Below are 18110 nucleotides of genomic sequence, written 5' to 3'. Positions count from 1 at the left end.
ATGAAAAAAACAATGGGTCTATTAGTAATGGCATATGGAACACCTTATGAAGAAGACGATATTGAACGCTATTACACGCATATACGACATGGTCGTAAGCCAAGCGATGAACAGTTAGCAGATTTGACGGGTCGTTATCAAAAAATCGGTGGTATTTCTCCACTTGCGAAAATTACGAAAAACCAAGCACAAGGTCTTTGTGATCGTTTGAATGAAGTGCAAGATGAAATTGATTTTAAGCTGTATATTGGGTTAAAACATATCGAGCCTTTCTTAGAAGACGCTGTTGCTGAAATGCATAAAGATGGCATTACAGAAGCTGTTTCTATGGTATTAGCGCCACACTTCTCAACATTCTCCATTAAATCGTATAACGGACGTATTCAAGAAGAAGCCGAAAAACTTGGTAATTTGAAAATTACTTCTGTAGAGAGTTGGTACGATGAACCAAAATTCATCCAATATTGGAGCGAAAAAGTAAGCGCTGCATTTGCGGAAATGACAGAAGAACAGCGTGAAAAAGCTTGTTTAATAGTATCCGCTCACTCTCTTCCAGAAAAGATTAAAGAGTTTGGAGATCCATATCCAGATCAGTTAGAAGAAACTGCTGATTTAATCGCAAAAGCGGCGGGTGTGAAAAATTATGCTGTGGGCTGGCAAAGTGCTGGACAAACTCCAGAACCTTGGATTGGACCAGATGTACAGGATTTAACACATGAATTACACAAAGAAAAAGGCTACACGACATTCGTTTATACTCCAGTTGGCTTCGTAGCAGAGCATTTAGAAGTTCTTTACGATAACGACTATGAGTGTAAAGTAGTTTGTGACGAAATTGGTGCTACATACTTACGCCCAGCAATGCCGAACGATCAACCCCAATTTATAGATGCGATGGCAGATGTAGTATTAAAACATTTGCGTGCTTAATCGAATTCTAGCTAGGAAGTTCCAACTTGTCAGGCTTGCCAGATTGTATTGATCAGGGCATTGCAGCAATGCAGGCTGTATTAAAAGATTTGAAATTATGATGATAAATAGTTGCTCTAAAAGTTCATTCACTTTGGCTTTTGGAGCAATTTTTTTGATAGAAAGTATTCTTTTCTGATAACATTTTCACCATGCCAGAAGATTTCAGTTTTATTATGTCTTCAAACTTTTTTCACATTTTTTCAGTAAAATGGAGCTCTAGGAGGTGGATTGTTGGGAAAGCTAAATTTGATGTTACTCCTATTTTTACTTGGAGGATGTGCGCCAACTTCTTTTGATTCAATTGATCCATCCATTCCTATTGTTGCAAGTTTGAACACAGTGGACAGAACGATTGATTTTATCTCGACAGAGCAAAAAATTATACAGACTTGGGAACTGGATGCAGCTTATACAGGGTTTACTTTAGTGACAAATGATCTTTTACTTGTTTACGGATATACGCTAGAGGAAGCAAATCTTATTCAGCTATCCACCGGAAAGCGTATTGCTACACTAAAGGTAGAAGAAGGAACCACGTATGCGTATGCTTATAATGAAAATATTTATATAGCAAATGGAAAAGAAAATACGGTAACTCTTTTTAATAAAAAAGGAAAAAAACTCGTAGAATCACCTGCAGGTAAGTATCCAATGTCGATGATCTCTGATGGGGAAAAGTTGTATGTAGTTAATTTTAAAGATGAGATTCTTTCTGTCTTTTCGTTAGATTTAACAGAGGTAGCAGAATGGGAAATTCCAAGGTCCTCTCATGGACTTCTAATAAATGATAGTGAATTGTGGCTAGGAGGTCACGGAGCCGGAAGCAGTCCTAATCGAGTAATTAGTCGATTTAACCTTGAAACCGGAGAACAAATAGGAGAAGTGGAAGCCCCAATAATGCCCATTAATATGGTGAAAGCTTTGAATGGAAATATTTTCACAGTCAGTCATGGGAACAGTTCGGTTTATGAAATTTCTAAAGAAGGAGAAATACTTTCTTCTATAAAAGTAGGAGCAAATCCATTTTCCATAGTAGCATTTGAAAATAGCGTTGTTGTAGCAGGTTACGATGATCAGGTAATTTACTTTATTGAATCTGGAAAAGTAACGAATAAAGTACAAGTGGGCAAAGGTCCATTTCAGTTAATTGTAAGGGAGGCAAGCAATTGAAAACAATTTTAGTAGTAGATGATGAACGAGATATGCGACAACTAGTTGAGTTACATTTGCTTAAATCTGGTTTTGAAGTCATGCAGGCTGAAAATGGAGAGATTGCTCTTGAGATTGTCCGAACTACGAATGTGGACTTAGTACTTCTAGATGTTATGATGCCTGGGAAAAATGGATTTGAAGTCTGCGAAGAAATGAGGAAATTCTCTTCCGTTCCAATTATATTTTTAACAGCTTTAGACGCAAAAACAGATTTAGTGAAAGGTTTAATGCTTGGTGGAGATGACTATGTTAGTAAGCCTTTTACGGCAATAGAGTTAACTGCTAGGATGGATGCTATCTTTAGAAGAATAGGTGTTATGACGAAGAATGAGACTCTTACAAAAGGAATTATAGTAAATGATCCAACTGCCAGACAAATTACAGTAGGTGGAAAGAAGCTTTCCCTAACTTTAAAGGAGTATGAACTTATTCATTTGTTTATGAGTTATGAAGGCAAGGTTTTTTCAAGGGAACAACTGCTTGAACGACTATGGGGGTTAGATTACGAAGGTGGAACTCGCACAGTAGATACACATATTAAGACGCTTCGATTAAAGCTTGGGCCAATAGCTGGGAAATATATTGAAACTGTTTGGGGCATTGGCTATCGTTTTGAGGCGAGGAAATGAAGAAGCTTTCCGTAAAAATTTGGACGTTGCTTCTAGTATTTATTACGGCGACAATTGTTTTCATAGTGATCTTTACAGATTTTTTGTATGAAGAACTTTATGTACAAGATACGGAAGCTTCCATGATGGAAATTGCAGAAAATCTTCAGCGTACATATAATGGTGGGGTTGTCACGAATGATTTTATTAAACAAACAGAGGATTATAATCGCTTTTCAGATGTGGAAGTATTTACCGTTCGAAATCCGAGAGAACTAAGTGCTTGTTTACCTTTTGATATAGACTATGAATCGTTAATTGGTGCAGATGAACGAGCGCAATTAATTGATGGAAACGCGGTAACGAAGCGGGGATATGAAAAAAGGTTTGACCGAGAAGTAGTGTCGGTTATTTATCCGCTTGTTGATGAGAATCGTTTAGAAGGAATTATTTATTTGTATGTACCCTTAACTAAAATGACGGAAATGGCTTCTCGAGATGCATTGTTTTTAATACTAATCGTGTCCTTCTTTTTGATTGTAATGGCTTTTATTAGCTTAAAAAGCTTAGAAAGAGTGTTGACTCCGTTAGCAAAATTAAAAGAAGCAGCCATCTCTATGGCTGCAGGGAAGTATGATACGCGTGTAAACGTGGAGTCTTCAGACGAAATCGGAGAGCTTGCAAAGACCTTTAACCAAATGGCAAAGTCCATTCAACAAGAGGATGAAAAAAAACGAGACTTCTTATCTATTGTTTCGCATGAGCTTCGAACACCCATCAGTTATATAAAAGGATACGGGGAGGCATTTGAGCAGCAACTAGTAACGGAAGACAAAAAAGCAGATATCTATTCGCTCATTGTTCGAGAAGCAAATCGAATGCAAAAACTAACGGATGACTTGCTCCTGGTTGCAAGATCAGAGAATACCGAAGACGTAGAAATAGCACCACTCGTGTTATCAGAAACTATCCGTGAAGTGTTACAGCTGGTTAAGCCACTTGCAGATGAAAAAGGGATAGCTTTTACTGTTAAAGTAGATGAAGAAACGATTCTATCTGCTGACGAACTTAGTTCAAAGCAGATATTTATAAATATATTAGAAAATGCAATCCGGTATTCTCCAGAGGCGTCTAACATATTAATTGCAAATAAAACAACACAAACAGAAACTACCATTCATATTACGGACGAAGGATGCGGGATTGAAGAAGAATATTTGCCGCATATTACAGAACGTTTTTACCGAGTGAATAAAGCAAGGAGTCGTTCGGACGGTGGAACTGGGCTTGGTCTCTCTATTGCATCTCAGCTGATAGATGTACAGAAGGGGAGACTCGCCTTTACAAGTGAAGTGGGAAAAGGAACAACAGTCCATATTACATTACCAATTTGGGAGGATACATTAGAATGAAAAAGACAATAGCAGCACTTGCATTAGCAACAATGACACTTGTAGGATGTCAAGAGGAAGAAGCAGCCCATACAAATCACAATGAAGGGACGCTGGAGGAAGTTGTTGTAGAAATTCAAACTCCAGAAGAGTTACCGGTTGGTGAAGTTACATTATCCGCAAAAGTAACACAAGGAGACCAGGCTGTCGATGATGCAGATTCAGTAGAATTCGAAGTGTGGGAATCAGGTAAGCGTGATGAAGGAACGAAGGTAGATGCTAATTTAACCGAAGATGGAGTATATGAAGCAAACTATGCTTTCGATCACGATGGAGTATATTATATGTTTGCTCATACTACTGCTAGAGGACTTCATGTGATGCCAAAACAAGAGTTAAAAGTTGGAAGTCCTGATATGAGTAAGGTCATCCTAGATGAGAGTGATAATTCGATGAGTGAAGGTCATCACTAAAAGCTTGCAAAATAAATAGTATAGGTGTATTATAATGACTAGTTGACCGTAATGGTTTTCTGGTCACTTTTTTTTAAGGAGGGAAACAAATGGATCGTAGGCAAGAAATACTGTTAGCTGCAACAAGGTCTTTCTCGCTTTTTGGATATAAAGCAACAACGATGGAGCAAATAGCTAAAATTGCGAATGTAGGAAAAGGAACAATCTATACATTTTTTGAAAACAAAGAAGTACTCTTTCAAGAAATTGTTCTTCGAATGATCGCGGAAATGAAACAAGAAGCACTAAATGCTATCCAAGAGGATGCTTCTTTTCAAGACAATGCACATGCTGCATTGATGAAGATGTTAGAATTCCGAGAAACCCATCAGTTATTTGCGAAAATTATTGATGAAGAACAAGAATGGAAAACCCAAGCTGTAAAACAAGTGATTGTCCAAGTAGAACAAGCGATTGTATCCTTTGTTAAAGAAAAGATTGATAAATATATAGATAAAGGTGAAATTCGACAAGTAAATAGTGAGCTCGTAGCATACTTATTACTAAAAGCATATTTCGGTTTCGTAAATGACTGGAACGTAACGCATGACCAATCATTATCTGAAGAAGAAATAGCTAACTTTTTTCAAGACACCATTTTCCGTAGTCTCTTAAATTGAGACTCATTTTTTTGAAATAAAATGACTGATTGAACAAGTTGGTCAAAAAGTATTAGGAGGGCATAAATTGATAAAATCAGAGTGGAAAAGTATTTTAACAAACCGAAAAATGTTGATTGCAATTATTGCAGTGTTATTTGTTCCGGTTATGTATGCTGGAATGTTTTTGTGGGCATTTTGGGATCCTTATGCAAATATGGAGGATCTTCCTGTTGCAGTTGTCAATTCTGATGAAGGCGTAGAAATCAATGGAACTGAGCTCATGCTTGGGAAAGAGTTATCGGACAATTTAAAGGATAGTGGAGAGTTTAAATTTGTATCTGTTTCAAAGGAAGAAGCAGATCAAGGGTTATTAGATCAAGATTATTATTTGTTGATTGAAATTCCAGAGAACTTTTCACAGCATGCAACTACTTTGTTAGATGATGAACCACAAAAAATGATTATTACTTACAAAGCAAATGAAGGGTACAACTTCCTTTCCTCACAAATTGGGGAGACTGTAATGGATCGTATTCGTGCTCAAGTAAACGAGCAAGTTACAGCTACTTATGCGGAACAATTATTTGATTCTATTACTAAATTAGGTGATGGTTTTGCAGAGGCTTCGGATGGTGCTGGCCAATTAAAGGACGGAGTATCTGAGATTAATAATGGGGCTAGTGATTTAAAAGGCTATTTAGAGCAACTAGCAAGTAGTACTATTGAATTGAGAGACGGTACAAACGCAGTTGCGGATGGAATCCAATCAGCAGCAAGTGGCTCTTCTGATTTAAATGATGGACTCTCTCAGCTAGCAAACGGCTCAACTCAGTTAACAGACGGAGTAAGCCAAACAGCTACAGGAGCGCAGGCGTTAAATAAAGGTCTAACAGAATATACAGCTGGTGTAGCCAAATTGAATGAAAGCTACCAATTACTTGGCGAAAAAGACAAAGCGTTAGTTGATGCTCTAGCTAAGTTACAAAACAACACAGCGAAATTAAATGATAGTGCTAGTCAGTTATCGCAAGGATCTGCAAGTGTAACAGCTGGTATTCAGGCTCTCTCTAAGCAACTAGAACAACTAAGTACTACTTTACCGGCAGAACAAGCCGAAGCAATAAAAACAACATTAAAACAATTAGAAACAGGTAGTTCAACGGTATCTGCTGGGTTAGAAAAACTTTCTGGTGGTACAGCAGCGTTATCTACTGGTACAGCTCAAGTAACTAGTGGAGCAGAACAACTAAGTGCGGGGTATGCCCAAGCACAACAAGGCGTTGATAAATTAAATGGATCATCAACAGCATTAATAGATGGTTCAAATGCTTTATCCACTGGTACAAATACATTAGCTTCTAAAATGAATGAATTTAACACAGGTATTCAGCAAGCTTACACAGGCTCAACAAGTCTAGTTAGTGGATTAAATCAATTAGCATCTGGTTCTTCGCAGTTAAAAGATGGAACTGGAACATTAGCAGAAAAATCTGGAGAGCTTGTGGACGGGTCTTCACAGCTAGCGGATGGAACGAAGCAGTTATTAGATGGCTCAGATACTTTACAAACAAGTTTACAAGATGCAAGTAGCCAAGCAGAAGTATCAGCAAATGATAAAACTTACAATATGGTTGCTGCACCAGTAGATGTGAAAACAGAAGAAGTGAATAAGGTCCCTAACTATGGTACAGGATTTACTCCTTATTTCTTATCACTTGGCTTATTTGTAGGAGCTTTAATGATTTCAATTGTCTTCCCATTTGTACAACCAGTGATTAAACCAACAAGTGGAGTTTCATGGTTTACAAGTAAAGTAACTGTTCTTGCTGTAGCAGGGTCTATACAGTCACTTTTAGTTGTAATCATTGCATTGTTTGCATTGAAAGTTGAAACGCAAAGTGTAGGGTTATTTATCCTATCTACGTTTATTACAAGCTTTACATTCTTAGCATTAGTACAATTTTTCGTTTCAGTCTTAGGAGATGCAGGACGATTCGTGGCAATCGTTACACTAATTCTTCAATTAACAACAAGTGCTGGAACATTCCCGTTAGAAATGATTCCAGAGCCATTGCAATTCTTTAACAAAATATTGCCGATGACATACTCCGTTCAAAGCTTTAAAGCGTCTATTTCAACTGGAGATATGGGGCAATTCTTGCATAGCAATGGAATATTGATTGGCTTTATGATGACGTTCCTTTTATTAACATTAGGATACTTCCTGTTAGTATTTAAAAAGCGTCACTCCAAACAAACAACAGAAGCATAAAAATCAAACCCATCTCTAAAAGGAGATGGGTTTTTCTTTGGAAACAGAATAAAACCGATTAAACAAGATTAAAGATGAAAATACTATTACAAAATAAACTCGAAACGCCTATCTCACAAACGGAGAAAGGCATTTTTTTTATAAATTGGCTCTGTTAAATTTAGCTGTTGTTTTTTACTAGGATATATTATTATGACGATGAGCCGCGAGACTCCTACGGAAAAACGGACTGCCAAGACCCGAGAATGAGCTAATAGGAACAAATCCTAAGTTCTCCATTTATAATCGCTAGATTAAAATGGTGTATCACTAGTACTGCGTTCACTAAGTAGCAAATAAAACAAAAAGAAGGCCAACTAGAAGGAGAAGGATCTAGTTGGCCATTTTATATTTTTTTATAGGGTGTTGCATTTGTCACATTGGTTTCCATAGCACTCATGTTGCTCTTCAATTGTTTCACCACATGTAGCACATTTCTTTTTAGGCAGGTTACGGAAAAATTCAATTACGTTTTCTAACATAGTTGTTCCACCTCCATCTGTTATATAACTGTTTAATTTTTATTAATTGTAATATAACACAATTCAATTTGTCAACATGTACTTAAATTTTTTGTTAAAATAGGTTTAAAGGAGAGATGACGATGTATTTTATTGATAATAAAGGAATAACAGATCCAAGAATTAACCTAGCAATTGAAGAGTATGCGTTAAATACAATGGACGTTGAAAAAGACTCTTTTCTTTTGTTTTACATAAATCAGCCTTCCATTATTATTGGAAGAAACCAAAATACTGTAGAAGAAATTAATACAGATTTTGTAGAGAAAAACGGTATTATTCCAGTTCGCAGACTTTCTGGTGGTGGAGCTGTCTATCATGACTTAGGAAACCTAAATTTCAGCTTTTTAACAAAAGATGATGGGGATAGCTTCCGTAATTTTAAAAAGTTCACACAACCAGTTGTAGATGCACTTGGGAAAATGGGCGTGAACGCTGAGCTTTCTGGAAGAAATGACATTTTAGCAGAAGGTAAAAAAATCTCTGGAAATGCACAATTCTCTACTCGTGGTAGAATGTTTAGTCACGGGACATTGATGTTTAATACAGAAATCGATGCAGTCGTATCTGCTTTAAAAGTGAGTAAAGAAAAAATTGAATCAAAAGGAATCAAATCGATCCGTAGTCGTGTGGCAAATGTTGCAGAACTATTGAAAGAGCCAATGACGATTGAACAATTCCGGTCAGAAATTCTTTCATCTATATTTGGTGGGGCAGAAAATATTCAATATTGGGAGCTGACAGAAGAGGATTGGGAAAATATCCACAAGCTTTCAGAACAACGCTACCAGCAATGGGATTGGAACTATGGAAAATCACCTAAATTTAACATGAAGCATACACACCGTTTCCCTTCAGGAGGCGTAGATGTTCGATTAGAAGTAAATAAAGGTATCATGGAAGAAGTAAAGATCTTTGGAGATTTCTTTGGTGTCGGTGAAATGGAAGAAGTAGAGAGACTTCTTACTGGCAAGCCATATAGCAAACAAGCAATTGAAGAAGCTCTGGAATCCGTAGATGTACCTAAGTACTTCGGTGGTATTACAAAAGAAGAATTAGTGCAACTTATTTATTAAGATGGGTGAAGAGACTGACATATGTCGGTCTCTTTTTATTATTACCTGAATCAATTTCATCATTCCAATTTACATAAAAAAACACAAATAATACTAAAGGAAACTAATGGCTTATCTGAATCACTCATCCGGCTGGGGTCGTCGCCTGCCGCTCAACGAAGTGATAAATGTTCGTATTTTAATGACAAAGTACTTTTTTGAAATTAACTCACCTTTTAATAGTATATTGTGATAGGTATTTTTGTGGCACAGCTGGAAATAAGAGATTTGGTTTTGTTAGATTTAAGTAGTCTATTTGTATAGTAACTATATTTTAGGTGAAAACTACATCAAATATTTAGACATTTGTAAAACTAATTAAGAATCATCAGATGTACTACCAAAAGAAAAACTAGTTCAACTTATTTATTAAGATGGACAAGGAGTCTGACGTATGTCGGTCTTTTTTTTGTTATGATAAGGAGAGAGAAATTTTAGGAGGAGGATTTTAGTGACGACACATCGTGTGTTAGTAGTAGAAGATGATCGGAAAATTGCATCTCTGCTTGCAGATACTTTAAGAAAATACCACTATGAAGTGCATACTATAGAAGACTTTGATCAGATAACCGAGGAGTTTACAGCGTTTGACCCTCATATTGTTTTACTAGATGTAAATTTGCCATCCTATGATGGATATTATTGGTGTCGTCAGCTTCGCCAGTTGACAACTTGTCCCATTATTTTTGTTTCGGCAAGATCAGGAGAGATGGATCAAGTGTTTGCACTAGAAAATGGTGGAGATGATTTTATAACGAAGCCTTTTCACTACGAAATCGTCCTAGCAAAAATAAGAAGCCATTTAAGAAGGACTTACGGTGAATATGCAGCGAAGCAGGAAGAACGTGTCGTAAAAGTAGGTAAGTTCCAGCTCTTTTTGGAGCGAATGGAGTTACATGTTGCGAAAGTAGAAATTCCTCTTCAAAAGAAAGAATGTACCATTTTAGAATTACTTTTAAGAAATTATCCAAAGTTAGTGACTAGAGAGCAATTATTAGAAGAGCTTTGGGACGATCAGTCATTTGTTGATGAAAATACATTGAATGTCAATATGACAAGAGTTAGAAAAAAACTAGCTGATTATGATGTTGTATCTACGATTGAAACCGTTCGAGGAGCAGGTTATCGATTAATCCTAAGCTCGGAGGAAGCTTGATATGTTTCGATTATTTATACGAGAGCATTTGATCTTTTTAGTTTTTCAATTTTTATTGGTGGCATTCGTCATGCTTATATATTGGTTAGATGGACTTCGAAATCTAGATACAGCGATTTATTCCGTAGTTATTAGTAGCATATTAACATTCACCTTTTTAGGAGCATTGTTTGTGAAAAAATATGCTTTCTATAAAAAGATTCTTTCTGTACCGACTAAAATAGAAGTTGTTCTACAACGGGGAGCGCGGTCACCAGAAATTAAACAAGTAGATTCATACTTGCAGCATATATATCGTTTATATCAAAAGGAAGTACAGCTTTTATATGCAAGACAAAATAGGCATTTGCAATTTATGAATAGTTGGGTTCATCAGATGAAAACACCTATTTCAGTAATTGAACTAATGACACAAGCCAGTGACCAAGTGGATTCTGATAGTGTGGCAGAAGAAATGGATCGACTCAAGAGAGGGTTAGAGGCCGTTCTAATGAATGCAAGACTAGACACTTTCGAAGAAGATATGCAAATAGAACAAATTGACTTAAAACAACTTGTTTCACAAGTTGTAACAGAAAATAAACGCTTATTTATAGGCCATCATGTGTTTCCAGTTATTTCAATGGTGGAAGACTGTATTATTACCTCAGACACGAAATGGCTACGATTTGTTATTGCTCAGTTTTTAACAAACGCGGTTAAGTATACGTTTGAGGAAAATAAAAAAGTGTATTTTGAATCGTCTATAGAGGAGAATCAGGTAATTTTTTCAGTAAGAGATGAGGGAATTGGGATTCCTGCTTCGGATATTAAAAGAGTAACAAAAGCATTTTTTACAGGAGAAAATGGTAGGAAAAATGGTGAGTCTACTGGAATGGGATTGTATTTAGCACAAGAGATTTGTAAACGTCTAGGACATGAACTGAGAATTAGATCGTCATTGGGACAAGGGACAATCGTCTCTATCCTATTTAAAAAAGAAGAAATGATAGAACGAGGTGAGTTAGATGCCAATACTAGCACTTGAAGATGTCACAAAAGTTTATGAAGGAAAAGTAGCGCACCTTGCAATTAACCAACTCAGTTTTGAAGTCGAAAAGGGAGAATTTCTCGCAATAATGGGACCTTCAGGTAGTGGTAAAACAACGTTACTTAATATTATTTCAACGATTGACCGACCAACTTCCGGATGTATAATGTTAAATAGCTTCAATCCATTAGAACTAGCAAATAATGATTTGTCTTTATTTAGAAGAAGACAGCTCGGATTTGTTTTTCAAGACTTTAATTTGCTTCCCGCACTAACTGTAGAAGAAAATATGGTATTGCCATTGACCTTAGACGGGCAGTCTGTAGATGTGATGAAGCAAAAGGTGAGAGAAATCGCAGAGAGACTCGACTTACTTCCCATATTAGAAAAAAGACCTTCCGAAATTTCAGGGGGACAAGCCCAACGTACTGCAATTGGCCGTGCATTGATTCATAAGCCTTCCATTATACTTGCAGATGAGCCAACAGGAAATTTAGATTCAAAAGCAGCAAGAGATGTATTAGAAATCCTTTCCCAGGTGAATAAGGAAAGTCAAACAACGATCATTATGGTGACCCATGATCCCATTGCAGCTAGCTATTGTGACCGTGTTCTTTTTATAAAGGACGGGGAATATTTTAATGAAATTTATAAAGATGATAGAAGACAAACATTTTTTCAACGGATATTAAATGTACTGTCTTTACTAGGTGGAAACGTAAATGACCTTTCGACAATTCGCTTATCATAATGTAATTCGAAATAGTCGCGTATATGCAGCGTTTTTTATGGCGAGTATTTTTTCGGTAATGGTGTTTTTCGTTTATTCCATGTTAATGTTTCATCCAAATATTGAAGACCAGTTTTTACGAGATATTGCGTTTGGTGGAATGCTAATAGCTGAAATAATACTCATCATTTTTACATTGTTCTTTTTGTTTTATTCGATGAGTGCTTTTTTACAGGCTAGATCGCAGGAATTTGGAATACTTCTAAATTTAGGGATGGAAAAGCAACAGCTTAATCGCTTAATTTTTCTAGAAACAATGATACTAGGCTTTATTTCGATTACAGTAGGAATTTTCTTTGGCTATTCTTTTTCTAAATTTTTCTTTATGGTTATCCGAGAATTGTTTTTATTGGATAGTCTCCCTCTGTACGTATCTTGGAAGCCATTTGCTTTAACTATTCTTGTTTTTTTGTCGCTATTCATCATTATTTCCATAAGTAGCGTGGTTTTCATACGCAAAAAAGAGATTATTCATCTATTAAAGGGATTTGGTAAACATAATGAACAATCCTTTAAAAAGTGGAAGGCTTTGTTAGGATTTTTCCTACTTTTTGCTGCATATAGTTTAGTTATTTTCTCTGTTTTTCACATGAATGTATTTCTTAGTTTTCTAATTGTTATATTAGCTTTTGTTGGAACTTATTTCTTTTATACGGATAGTATTTTGTATTTACTGCACATTGTTCGAAAAAGAAAAAGTCTGTATTGGCACTCCTATAGATTAATCGCATTTGCGGAAGGCTCGATAAAAATTAAAGAAAATGCACGGATGTTTTTCGTTGTTACTATTGTATCGACGATTGCGTTTTTGTCAGTTGGAATAGTAACCTCTTTCACTTCATTTACAGCACAATACCGAGAACTAAATCCAGTAAGTATTTTTTATTCTAGCAATTGGGATAATCCATTTGAAGACGAACATATTATGAAACTATCTCAGGAACTTCAAAATGAAGGCTTGTCTTATGAGTTAGTCAAATTTAATGTGAAAAAACAAACTTCCTCTAATTCACATGAACAAGTCAACTTAATAAAAGAGTCGGAAGTAAATAGTCTAGCTGTCGCATTAAAAATTCCGTTAATAGATTTGCGACAGGGAGAAGCTCTATTAGTTCCAAACACACAAGAGGATTTTGGAAGTATTCGTCAAGAGGAGGAACAAACTGTTCTAGAGGAAAGCAGTGTACCAATTCGAATCCAAGGGGTATACAATCATTTAATCTTCCCATCCCTTGCAATAGAAAAAAGAGCAATTATTATTAACGATGACGATTTTAACTTAATAACCGAGCCATTATTTGGGTTTGGAATAAAAGAGTCTAGTACGACGTTTTATGCATTTCATGTTCCAGAATGGCTGCGAACAAAAGATGTGGGGACAGATTTAGATAGAATTATGAACGAGACTTTAGGGGCTTCGGGGATAAATCCAAATTCGTTTTACTTTGTTAATCCGGGATTAAACTTTTCGATTATACGGGCTACATTTTCTTTGTTATTATTTACTGGCTTGCTTGTAGCAGCAGTACTTTTACTTGCGGCGGGAAGCTTCGTTTATTTTAAGTTGTACACAGATTTAGAACGGGATAAAAAACAGTACGATGTTTTGCGGCGAATGGGTGTTACTGAACAAGAACTTGTAAAAATCGTGAATGGGCAGTTAATACCACAATTCTTTTTACCTTGGGGACTTGCAATGGTGCATAGTACATTTTCATTTCTATTCCTGCAGGCATTTTGGGTAGATCTAGCGGCTGTTTCTATTGCAATGGAAATGTTACTTGTATTACTTGCATTTACCGTTATTCAAGTGTCCTATTTTTACTTAATTCGTTGGAGATATATTGCGCATATTCAAGATTGATTCACTAATCATGTATGAAAAGAAGGTTCGGTATTGAAGTACAAAACTCAAATTCGCAACCCATTTAACATTAGATTAGCAACAGAAAAAGCAATGGAATTGCTCTCCATTGCTTTTTCTGTTTTCATCGAAATTTCACCAAACGTTTCCCTCGAACTTGTTATTTTTTTGGAACCTTCTTTTATATTGAATAATCAAAATTTTTCATATATAATAAATACGGGGATTATGAATGACCATTCATTCAAAAAAGAGATGGGAGATGGGAATATGAGTTTAGTCACACATGTTCAGCAAAGGGCGTTGCAAAATCCAGATAAGATCGCCTATCATTTTATGGGGAAAAATACGACGTATGCAGAATTTGATCAATCTGTAGAACGTTTTGCAACGGCACTGCAATCATTGGGAATCGTAAAAGGGGATCATGTAGGGTTTTTACTTGGAAATTCTCCTCATTTTCTTATTTCTCTTTATGCAACGATGCGTATAGGGGCAACTGCCGTTCCAATTAATCCAATTTACACACCAGAGGAAATTAGCTATATCATAAAAAATAGTGATGCAAAAGCAATTATTGCACTGGATGCTTTTCTTCCTTTAGTAGAAAAAGCAGCAGGTGTTTTTTCATCGGTTGAAAATTATGTCATTTGTGAGACCGACCAAGCGACTACGGAAAAATTAGCCGCACTTCCAAATGCTTTAAAAGCAAAAGTGAAATCGTTTACGTTTTTAGTCTCTACCACCGAGCCGAATACTTCGCCAGTAGAGGTGTCACCAGATGATAATGCTGTCATTTTGTATACATCTGGTACGACTGGTCATCCAAAAGGTGCAATGCTGACATTTAATAATATTTACTCGAACGCTCGGGACATTGCAGAATATTTAACGATTAATACAGATGATCGGGTTATCGCAACGCTTCCAGTATTCCATGTGTTTGCACTGACGGTTGTTGTCAATGCGCCTTTATTAATGGGGGCAACAATTTTATTAGTTCCAAAATTTAGTCCACAAGACGTTTTTAAGATTGCGAAAGAACACAAAGCAACTATATTTGCTGGTGTACCTACCATGTACAATTTCTTATATCAATTCCCTGAAGGAAATGTGGAGGACTTCTCAACGCTTCGTTTAGCAATTTCTGGAGGTTCTTCCTTACCGGTAGCATTACTTCATAATTTTGAGGAAAAATTCCATGTACGTATCTCAGAAGGATATGGTTTATCTGAGGCATCTCCGGTAACATGCTTCAATCCAATCGATCGTGATCGTAAACCTGGTTCTATTGGAACAAACATTGTGAATGTAGAAAATAAAGTAGTGAACGAACTTGGGGAAGAAGTTCCCGTAGGGGAAGTTGGAGAGCTAATCGTTCGAGGACCTAATGTAATGAAGGGCTATTACAAAATGCCAGAAGAAACCGAAAATGCCATTCGTGATGGTTGGTTATACACAGGAGACCTTGCAAGACAAGACGAAGAAGGCTATTTCTTCATTGTTGATCGCAAGAAAGATACAATTATAGTTGGAGGATACAATGTATACCCTCGTGAAGTGGAAGAAGTTTTATTTGGACATCCAGGTGTTATAGAAGCAGCAGTTATTGGTGTTCCGGATCCTAATTTCGGAGAAGAAGTATTAGCATTCGTGGTGAAGAAGGATGCTTCCTTAACAGAGGAACAAATACAAGCCTTCTGTTCAGAAAAACTTGCAAAATTTAAGATCCCGAAACGTATAGAGTTCTTAGAGGAATTACCTAAAAATACAACAGGTAAAATATTGCGTCGTTCATTAAAAGTCCAAACAGTTTAGTAATAGTTAAAGAGGATGTCTCAATAGGTCATAGAAATTGACTCTTGATTCATCCTCTTTTTTTGCATTTTGTCGTGTTCACTTATTGTTATGTCCTGTATATCTATTTTTTGGAATTTATTTTTCTGTTATATTTTAAGAGTGAGCAGGGAAATGATTTCGAGTGTCGAAATAAATGATAGAGTGATATGGAAAGAGAGGAATTTATTTATGCCAAAGAGGAAATTAGAAACGACAGATTTATTTAAACTACATTCTATTACAAACCCGGTAATTGCACCGAACGGAAAAGAAGCTGTGTTTATTCGTACCGAAATGAATGAGAAAGATAATAAATACTATGCGTATTTACATCATGTATATTTAGAAACTGAATTAGTGACACAATGGACTTATAATAAAGATCGCGTATCTTCTCCACAGTGGTCCGCGGACGGGAAACACGTCGCATTTTTGTCGAATCGTGATAAGAAAAATCAAATCTATATTCTCCCTACAAGTGGCGGAGAAGCTAAAAAACTGACGAATGTGGAAAAAGGTATTACTAGTTTTATTTGGTCACCATGTGGCAAAAAAGTCTGGTTCGATGCTTCATTAAAAGAAGGGAAAAGTTGGACGGATAAAGTGGAAAAAGACGAAAAGAAATTACCAGAAGCGTATGTAGTTGAGAAGATGAAATACCATGCTGATGGTGCTGGTCTATTACCAAAAGATACATACAAACAAATTGGGTGGATTGATATTTCTTCGGAAGAGATCACACAATTTACAAAAGGAAATTTCGATCATAGTTTGCAAGCGATTTCTCATGATGGGGAGAAACTTGTCATTGGTGTTAATCGTGATGAAAATCAAGATTTTTCATTCCACCAACCAATGTTATTAGTAGATGTGGAAACAAAAAAAGAAAAAGTTATTATCGATGAAGATGGTTATTTTGGTGGAGCGACATTTTCAAAGGATGATCAATATATAGCATTTGGTGGAATGCCTCGAACCTTCCAAAATGCAACGCATGCAGAAGTGTATGTATATGAGGTGAATACTGGATTTACTCAAGTATTAACAGAAGGAATTGATGCACCTGTTGGAGATTACTCTGTTGGAGATGTTCAGCAAGGGGCAAGTGCGCCTGATATGGTATGGACAGAGGGCAATCATTTGTATTTCCAATTATCTTCGATGGGCGATGTTCGACTATATTTTGCATCGTTAGAAGGAGAATTGTACCCGGCAACACCAGATAATGAGCATGTGTACGGATACGATATCGATGAGTCTGGAACATTCGCTCTTGCGACAATAAGTAATGCAATATTTCCCGGGGAATTATTTAAGCTAAATTTGGCGACTGGTGAAAGAATTGCACTAACACATTTTAATGATGTGTTATTAGAAGAAGTAGAACTTGTCGAACCAACTCCGATTGTATATAAAGGTGCGGAAGACTGGGACGTTCACGGTTGGCTAATGAAGCCAGCAGGGTTTAAAGAAGGTAAGAAGTACCCGTTAATTGTGGAGGTTCATGGTGGACCACATACTATGTACGCAAATACCTTTTTCCACGAGTTGCAGTTATTAGCGGCAAAAGGATACGGCATATTATATGTAAATCCACGTGGAAGTCATTCGTATAGTCAACAATTTGTCGATGCGGTACGTGGCGATTACGGTGGAGGAGACTATGAAGACATTATGGCAGGTCTCGATTATGCGTTGGCAGAAAACGAGTGGATTGATCAAGATCGTCTTGGAGTTACGGGAGGAAGCTACGGTGGATTTATGACGAACTGGATTGTCGGTCATACCAATCGTTTTAAAGCAGCAGTAACACAGCGTTCTATTTCTAACTGGATTAGTTTTTACGGCGTTTCTGACATTGGGTATTACTTCACACCTTGGCAAATTGGAGCGGATATGACGGATATTAATAAGTTGTGGGATGCATCCCCATTAAAATATGCTTCTAATGTTGAAACACCATTGTTAATTTTGCATAGTGAAAATGACTACCGTTGTCCAATTGAACAAGGGCAACAGTTTTACATTACGCTAAAAGCAATGGGAAAAGAAACAAGCTTTGTCCGTTTCCCGCAATCTGATCATAATTTGTCTAGAGTGGGATTACCAAATTTACGTCAAACACGATTAGAACAAATCACAGGGTGGTTTGAGAAATATATGTAAAAAAACGGAAAAGCTCTTCAT

Annotated in this window: 15 protein-coding genes; 14 read left to right on the top strand and 1 reads right to left on the bottom strand. The window is 36.5% G+C overall.

Going from position 1 to position 18110, the window contains the following annotated elements; all coding sequences use genetic code 11:
• The 7 genes from hemH (at nucleotide 1) to MHB48_RS15825 (ending at nucleotide 7569) form a co-directional block, all read left to right on the top strand.
• The gene (gene hemH, locus MHB48_RS15855; RefSeq protein WP_342598906.1) at nucleotides 1-930 is read left to right on the top strand and encodes a ferrochelatase; all 930 of its coding nucleotides are present in this window, start codon (nucleotides 1-3) and stop codon (nucleotides 928-930) included.
• 273 nt (nucleotides 931-1203) lie between these two features.
• The gene (locus MHB48_RS15850; protein ID WP_342598905.1) at nucleotides 1204-2142 is read left to right on the top strand and encodes a hypothetical protein; all 939 of its coding nucleotides are present in this window, start codon (nucleotides 1204-1206) and stop codon (nucleotides 2140-2142) included.
• A 5-nt stretch (nucleotides 2143-2147) separates the two neighbouring features.
• Entirely contained in the window at nucleotides 2148-2813 is a 666-nt protein-coding gene (locus tag MHB48_RS15845; protein ID WP_342601407.1) for a response regulator transcription factor, read from the top strand.
• Nucleotides 2810-4204: a HAMP domain-containing sensor histidine kinase gene (locus MHB48_RS15840; RefSeq protein WP_342598904.1), complete on the top strand. Its 1395-nt coding sequence runs from the start codon at nucleotides 2810-2812 to the stop codon at nucleotides 4202-4204. Before MHB48_RS15845 ends, MHB48_RS15840 begins: the two co-directional genes overlap by 4 nt.
• Nucleotides 4201-4656 carry a FixH family protein gene (locus tag MHB48_RS15835; protein ID WP_342598903.1) on the top strand — a complete coding sequence of 152 codons (456 nt, stop codon included), beginning with the start codon at nucleotides 4201-4203 and terminating at the stop codon, nucleotides 4654-4656. The genes MHB48_RS15840 and MHB48_RS15835 overlap by 4 nt, the downstream gene beginning before the upstream one ends.
• 89 nt (nucleotides 4657-4745) lie before the next feature.
• The gene (locus MHB48_RS15830) at nucleotides 4746-5315 is read left to right on the top strand and encodes a TetR/AcrR family transcriptional regulator (RefSeq protein ID WP_342598902.1); all 570 of its coding nucleotides are present in this window, start codon (nucleotides 4746-4748) and stop codon (nucleotides 5313-5315) included.
• A gap of 67 nt (nucleotides 5316-5382) precedes the next feature.
• Nucleotides 5383-7569, top strand: coding sequence for a YhgE/Pip domain-containing protein (locus MHB48_RS15825; RefSeq protein ID WP_342598901.1), 2187 nt, complete (start codon nucleotides 5383-5385; stop codon nucleotides 7567-7569).
• Nucleotides 7570-7964: 395 nt separating this feature from the next.
• Here MHB48_RS15825 and yhfH read toward each other — a convergent pair whose 3' ends face one another.
• Nucleotides 7965-8090 carry a protein YhfH gene (gene yhfH / locus MHB48_RS15820; protein ID WP_340923039.1) on the bottom strand — a complete coding sequence of 42 codons (126 nt, stop codon included), beginning with the start codon at nucleotides 8088-8090 and terminating at the stop codon, nucleotides 7965-7967.
• Between the two features lie 122 nt (nucleotides 8091-8212).
• Here yhfH and MHB48_RS15815 point away from each other — a divergent pair, with 122 nt between their 5' ends.
• The 7 genes from MHB48_RS15815 to MHB48_RS15785 all read left to right on the top strand — a co-directional run bounded on the left by MHB48_RS15815 (nucleotide 8213) and on the right by MHB48_RS15785 (nucleotide 18089).
• Nucleotides 8213-9205 carry a lipoate--protein ligase gene (locus tag MHB48_RS15815; RefSeq protein ID WP_340923037.1) on the top strand — a complete coding sequence of 331 codons (993 nt, stop codon included), beginning with the start codon at nucleotides 8213-8215 and terminating at the stop codon, nucleotides 9203-9205.
• Between the two features lie 490 nt (nucleotides 9206-9695).
• Nucleotides 9696-10400: a response regulator transcription factor gene (locus tag MHB48_RS15810; RefSeq protein ID WP_342598900.1), complete on the top strand. Its 705-nt coding sequence runs from the start codon at nucleotides 9696-9698 to the stop codon at nucleotides 10398-10400.
• 1 nt (nucleotide 10401) lies between these two features.
• The gene (locus MHB48_RS15805; protein ID WP_342598899.1) at nucleotides 10402-11427 is read left to right on the top strand and encodes a sensor histidine kinase; all 1026 of its coding nucleotides are present in this window, start codon (nucleotides 10402-10404) and stop codon (nucleotides 11425-11427) included.
• Nucleotides 11408-12181 carry an ABC transporter ATP-binding protein gene (locus MHB48_RS15800; RefSeq protein ID WP_342598898.1) on the top strand — a complete coding sequence of 258 codons (774 nt, stop codon included), beginning with the start codon at nucleotides 11408-11410 and terminating at the stop codon, nucleotides 12179-12181. The genes MHB48_RS15805 and MHB48_RS15800 overlap by 20 nt, the downstream gene beginning before the upstream one ends.
• A complete protein-coding gene (locus MHB48_RS15795; protein WP_342598897.1) occupies nucleotides 12153-14084 on the top strand; it encodes an ABC transporter permease in 1932 nt (643 codons plus the stop codon). The genes MHB48_RS15800 and MHB48_RS15795 overlap by 29 nt, the downstream gene beginning before the upstream one ends.
• A gap of 270 nt (nucleotides 14085-14354) precedes the next feature.
• The gene (locus MHB48_RS15790) at nucleotides 14355-15902 is read left to right on the top strand and encodes a fatty acid--CoA ligase family protein (protein WP_342601406.1); all 1548 of its coding nucleotides are present in this window, start codon (nucleotides 14355-14357) and stop codon (nucleotides 15900-15902) included.
• A gap of 210 nt (nucleotides 15903-16112) precedes the next feature.
• On the top strand, nucleotides 16113-18089 hold the full coding sequence (locus MHB48_RS15785; RefSeq protein WP_342598896.1) for a S9 family peptidase: 1977 nt from the start codon (nucleotides 16113-16115) through the stop codon (nucleotides 18087-18089).
• Nucleotides 18090-18110 lie beyond the last annotated feature (21 nt).

Source organism: Psychrobacillus sp. FSL H8-0483 (assembly GCF_038637725.1).
In the GTDB taxonomy this organism is placed as follows: Bacteria; Bacillota; Bacilli; order Bacillales_A; family Planococcaceae; genus Psychrobacillus.
Note: the sequence above shows the minus strand (reverse complement) of the source record. Positions and strands in the feature narration are given on the sequence as shown.

Coding starts and splice junctions, on each gene's coding strand:
- MHB48_RS15795 (WP_342598897.1), top strand. CDS start 12,153: ATGACCTTTCGACAATTCGCTTATCATAATGTAATTCGAAATAGTCGC.
- MHB48_RS15785 (WP_342598896.1), top strand. CDS start 16,113: ATGCCAAAGAGGAAATTAGAAACGACAGATTTATTTAAACTACATTCT.
- MHB48_RS15805 (WP_342598899.1), top strand. CDS start 10,402: ATGTTTCGATTATTTATACGAGAGCATTTGATCTTTTTAGTTTTTCAA.
- MHB48_RS15815 (WP_340923037.1), top strand. CDS start 8,213: ATGTATTTTATTGATAATAAAGGAATAACAGATCCAAGAATTAACCTA.
- MHB48_RS15830 (WP_342598902.1), top strand. CDS start 4,746: ATGGATCGTAGGCAAGAAATACTGTTAGCTGCAACAAGGTCTTTCTCG.
- MHB48_RS15800 (WP_342598898.1), top strand. CDS start 11,408: ATGCCAATACTAGCACTTGAAGATGTCACAAAAGTTTATGAAGGAAAA.
- yhfH (WP_340923039.1), bottom strand. CDS start 8,090: ATGTTAGAAAACGTAATTGAATTTTTCCGTAACCTGCCTAAAAAGAAA.
- MHB48_RS15835 (WP_342598903.1), top strand. CDS start 4,201: ATGAAAAAGACAATAGCAGCACTTGCATTAGCAACAATGACACTTGTA.
- MHB48_RS15840 (WP_342598904.1), top strand. CDS start 2,810: ATGAAGAAGCTTTCCGTAAAAATTTGGACGTTGCTTCTAGTATTTATT.
- hemH (WP_342598906.1), top strand. CDS start 1: ATGAAAAAAACAATGGGTCTATTAGTAATGGCATATGGAACACCTTAT.
- MHB48_RS15790 (WP_342601406.1), top strand. CDS start 14,355: ATGAGTTTAGTCACACATGTTCAGCAAAGGGCGTTGCAAAATCCAGAT.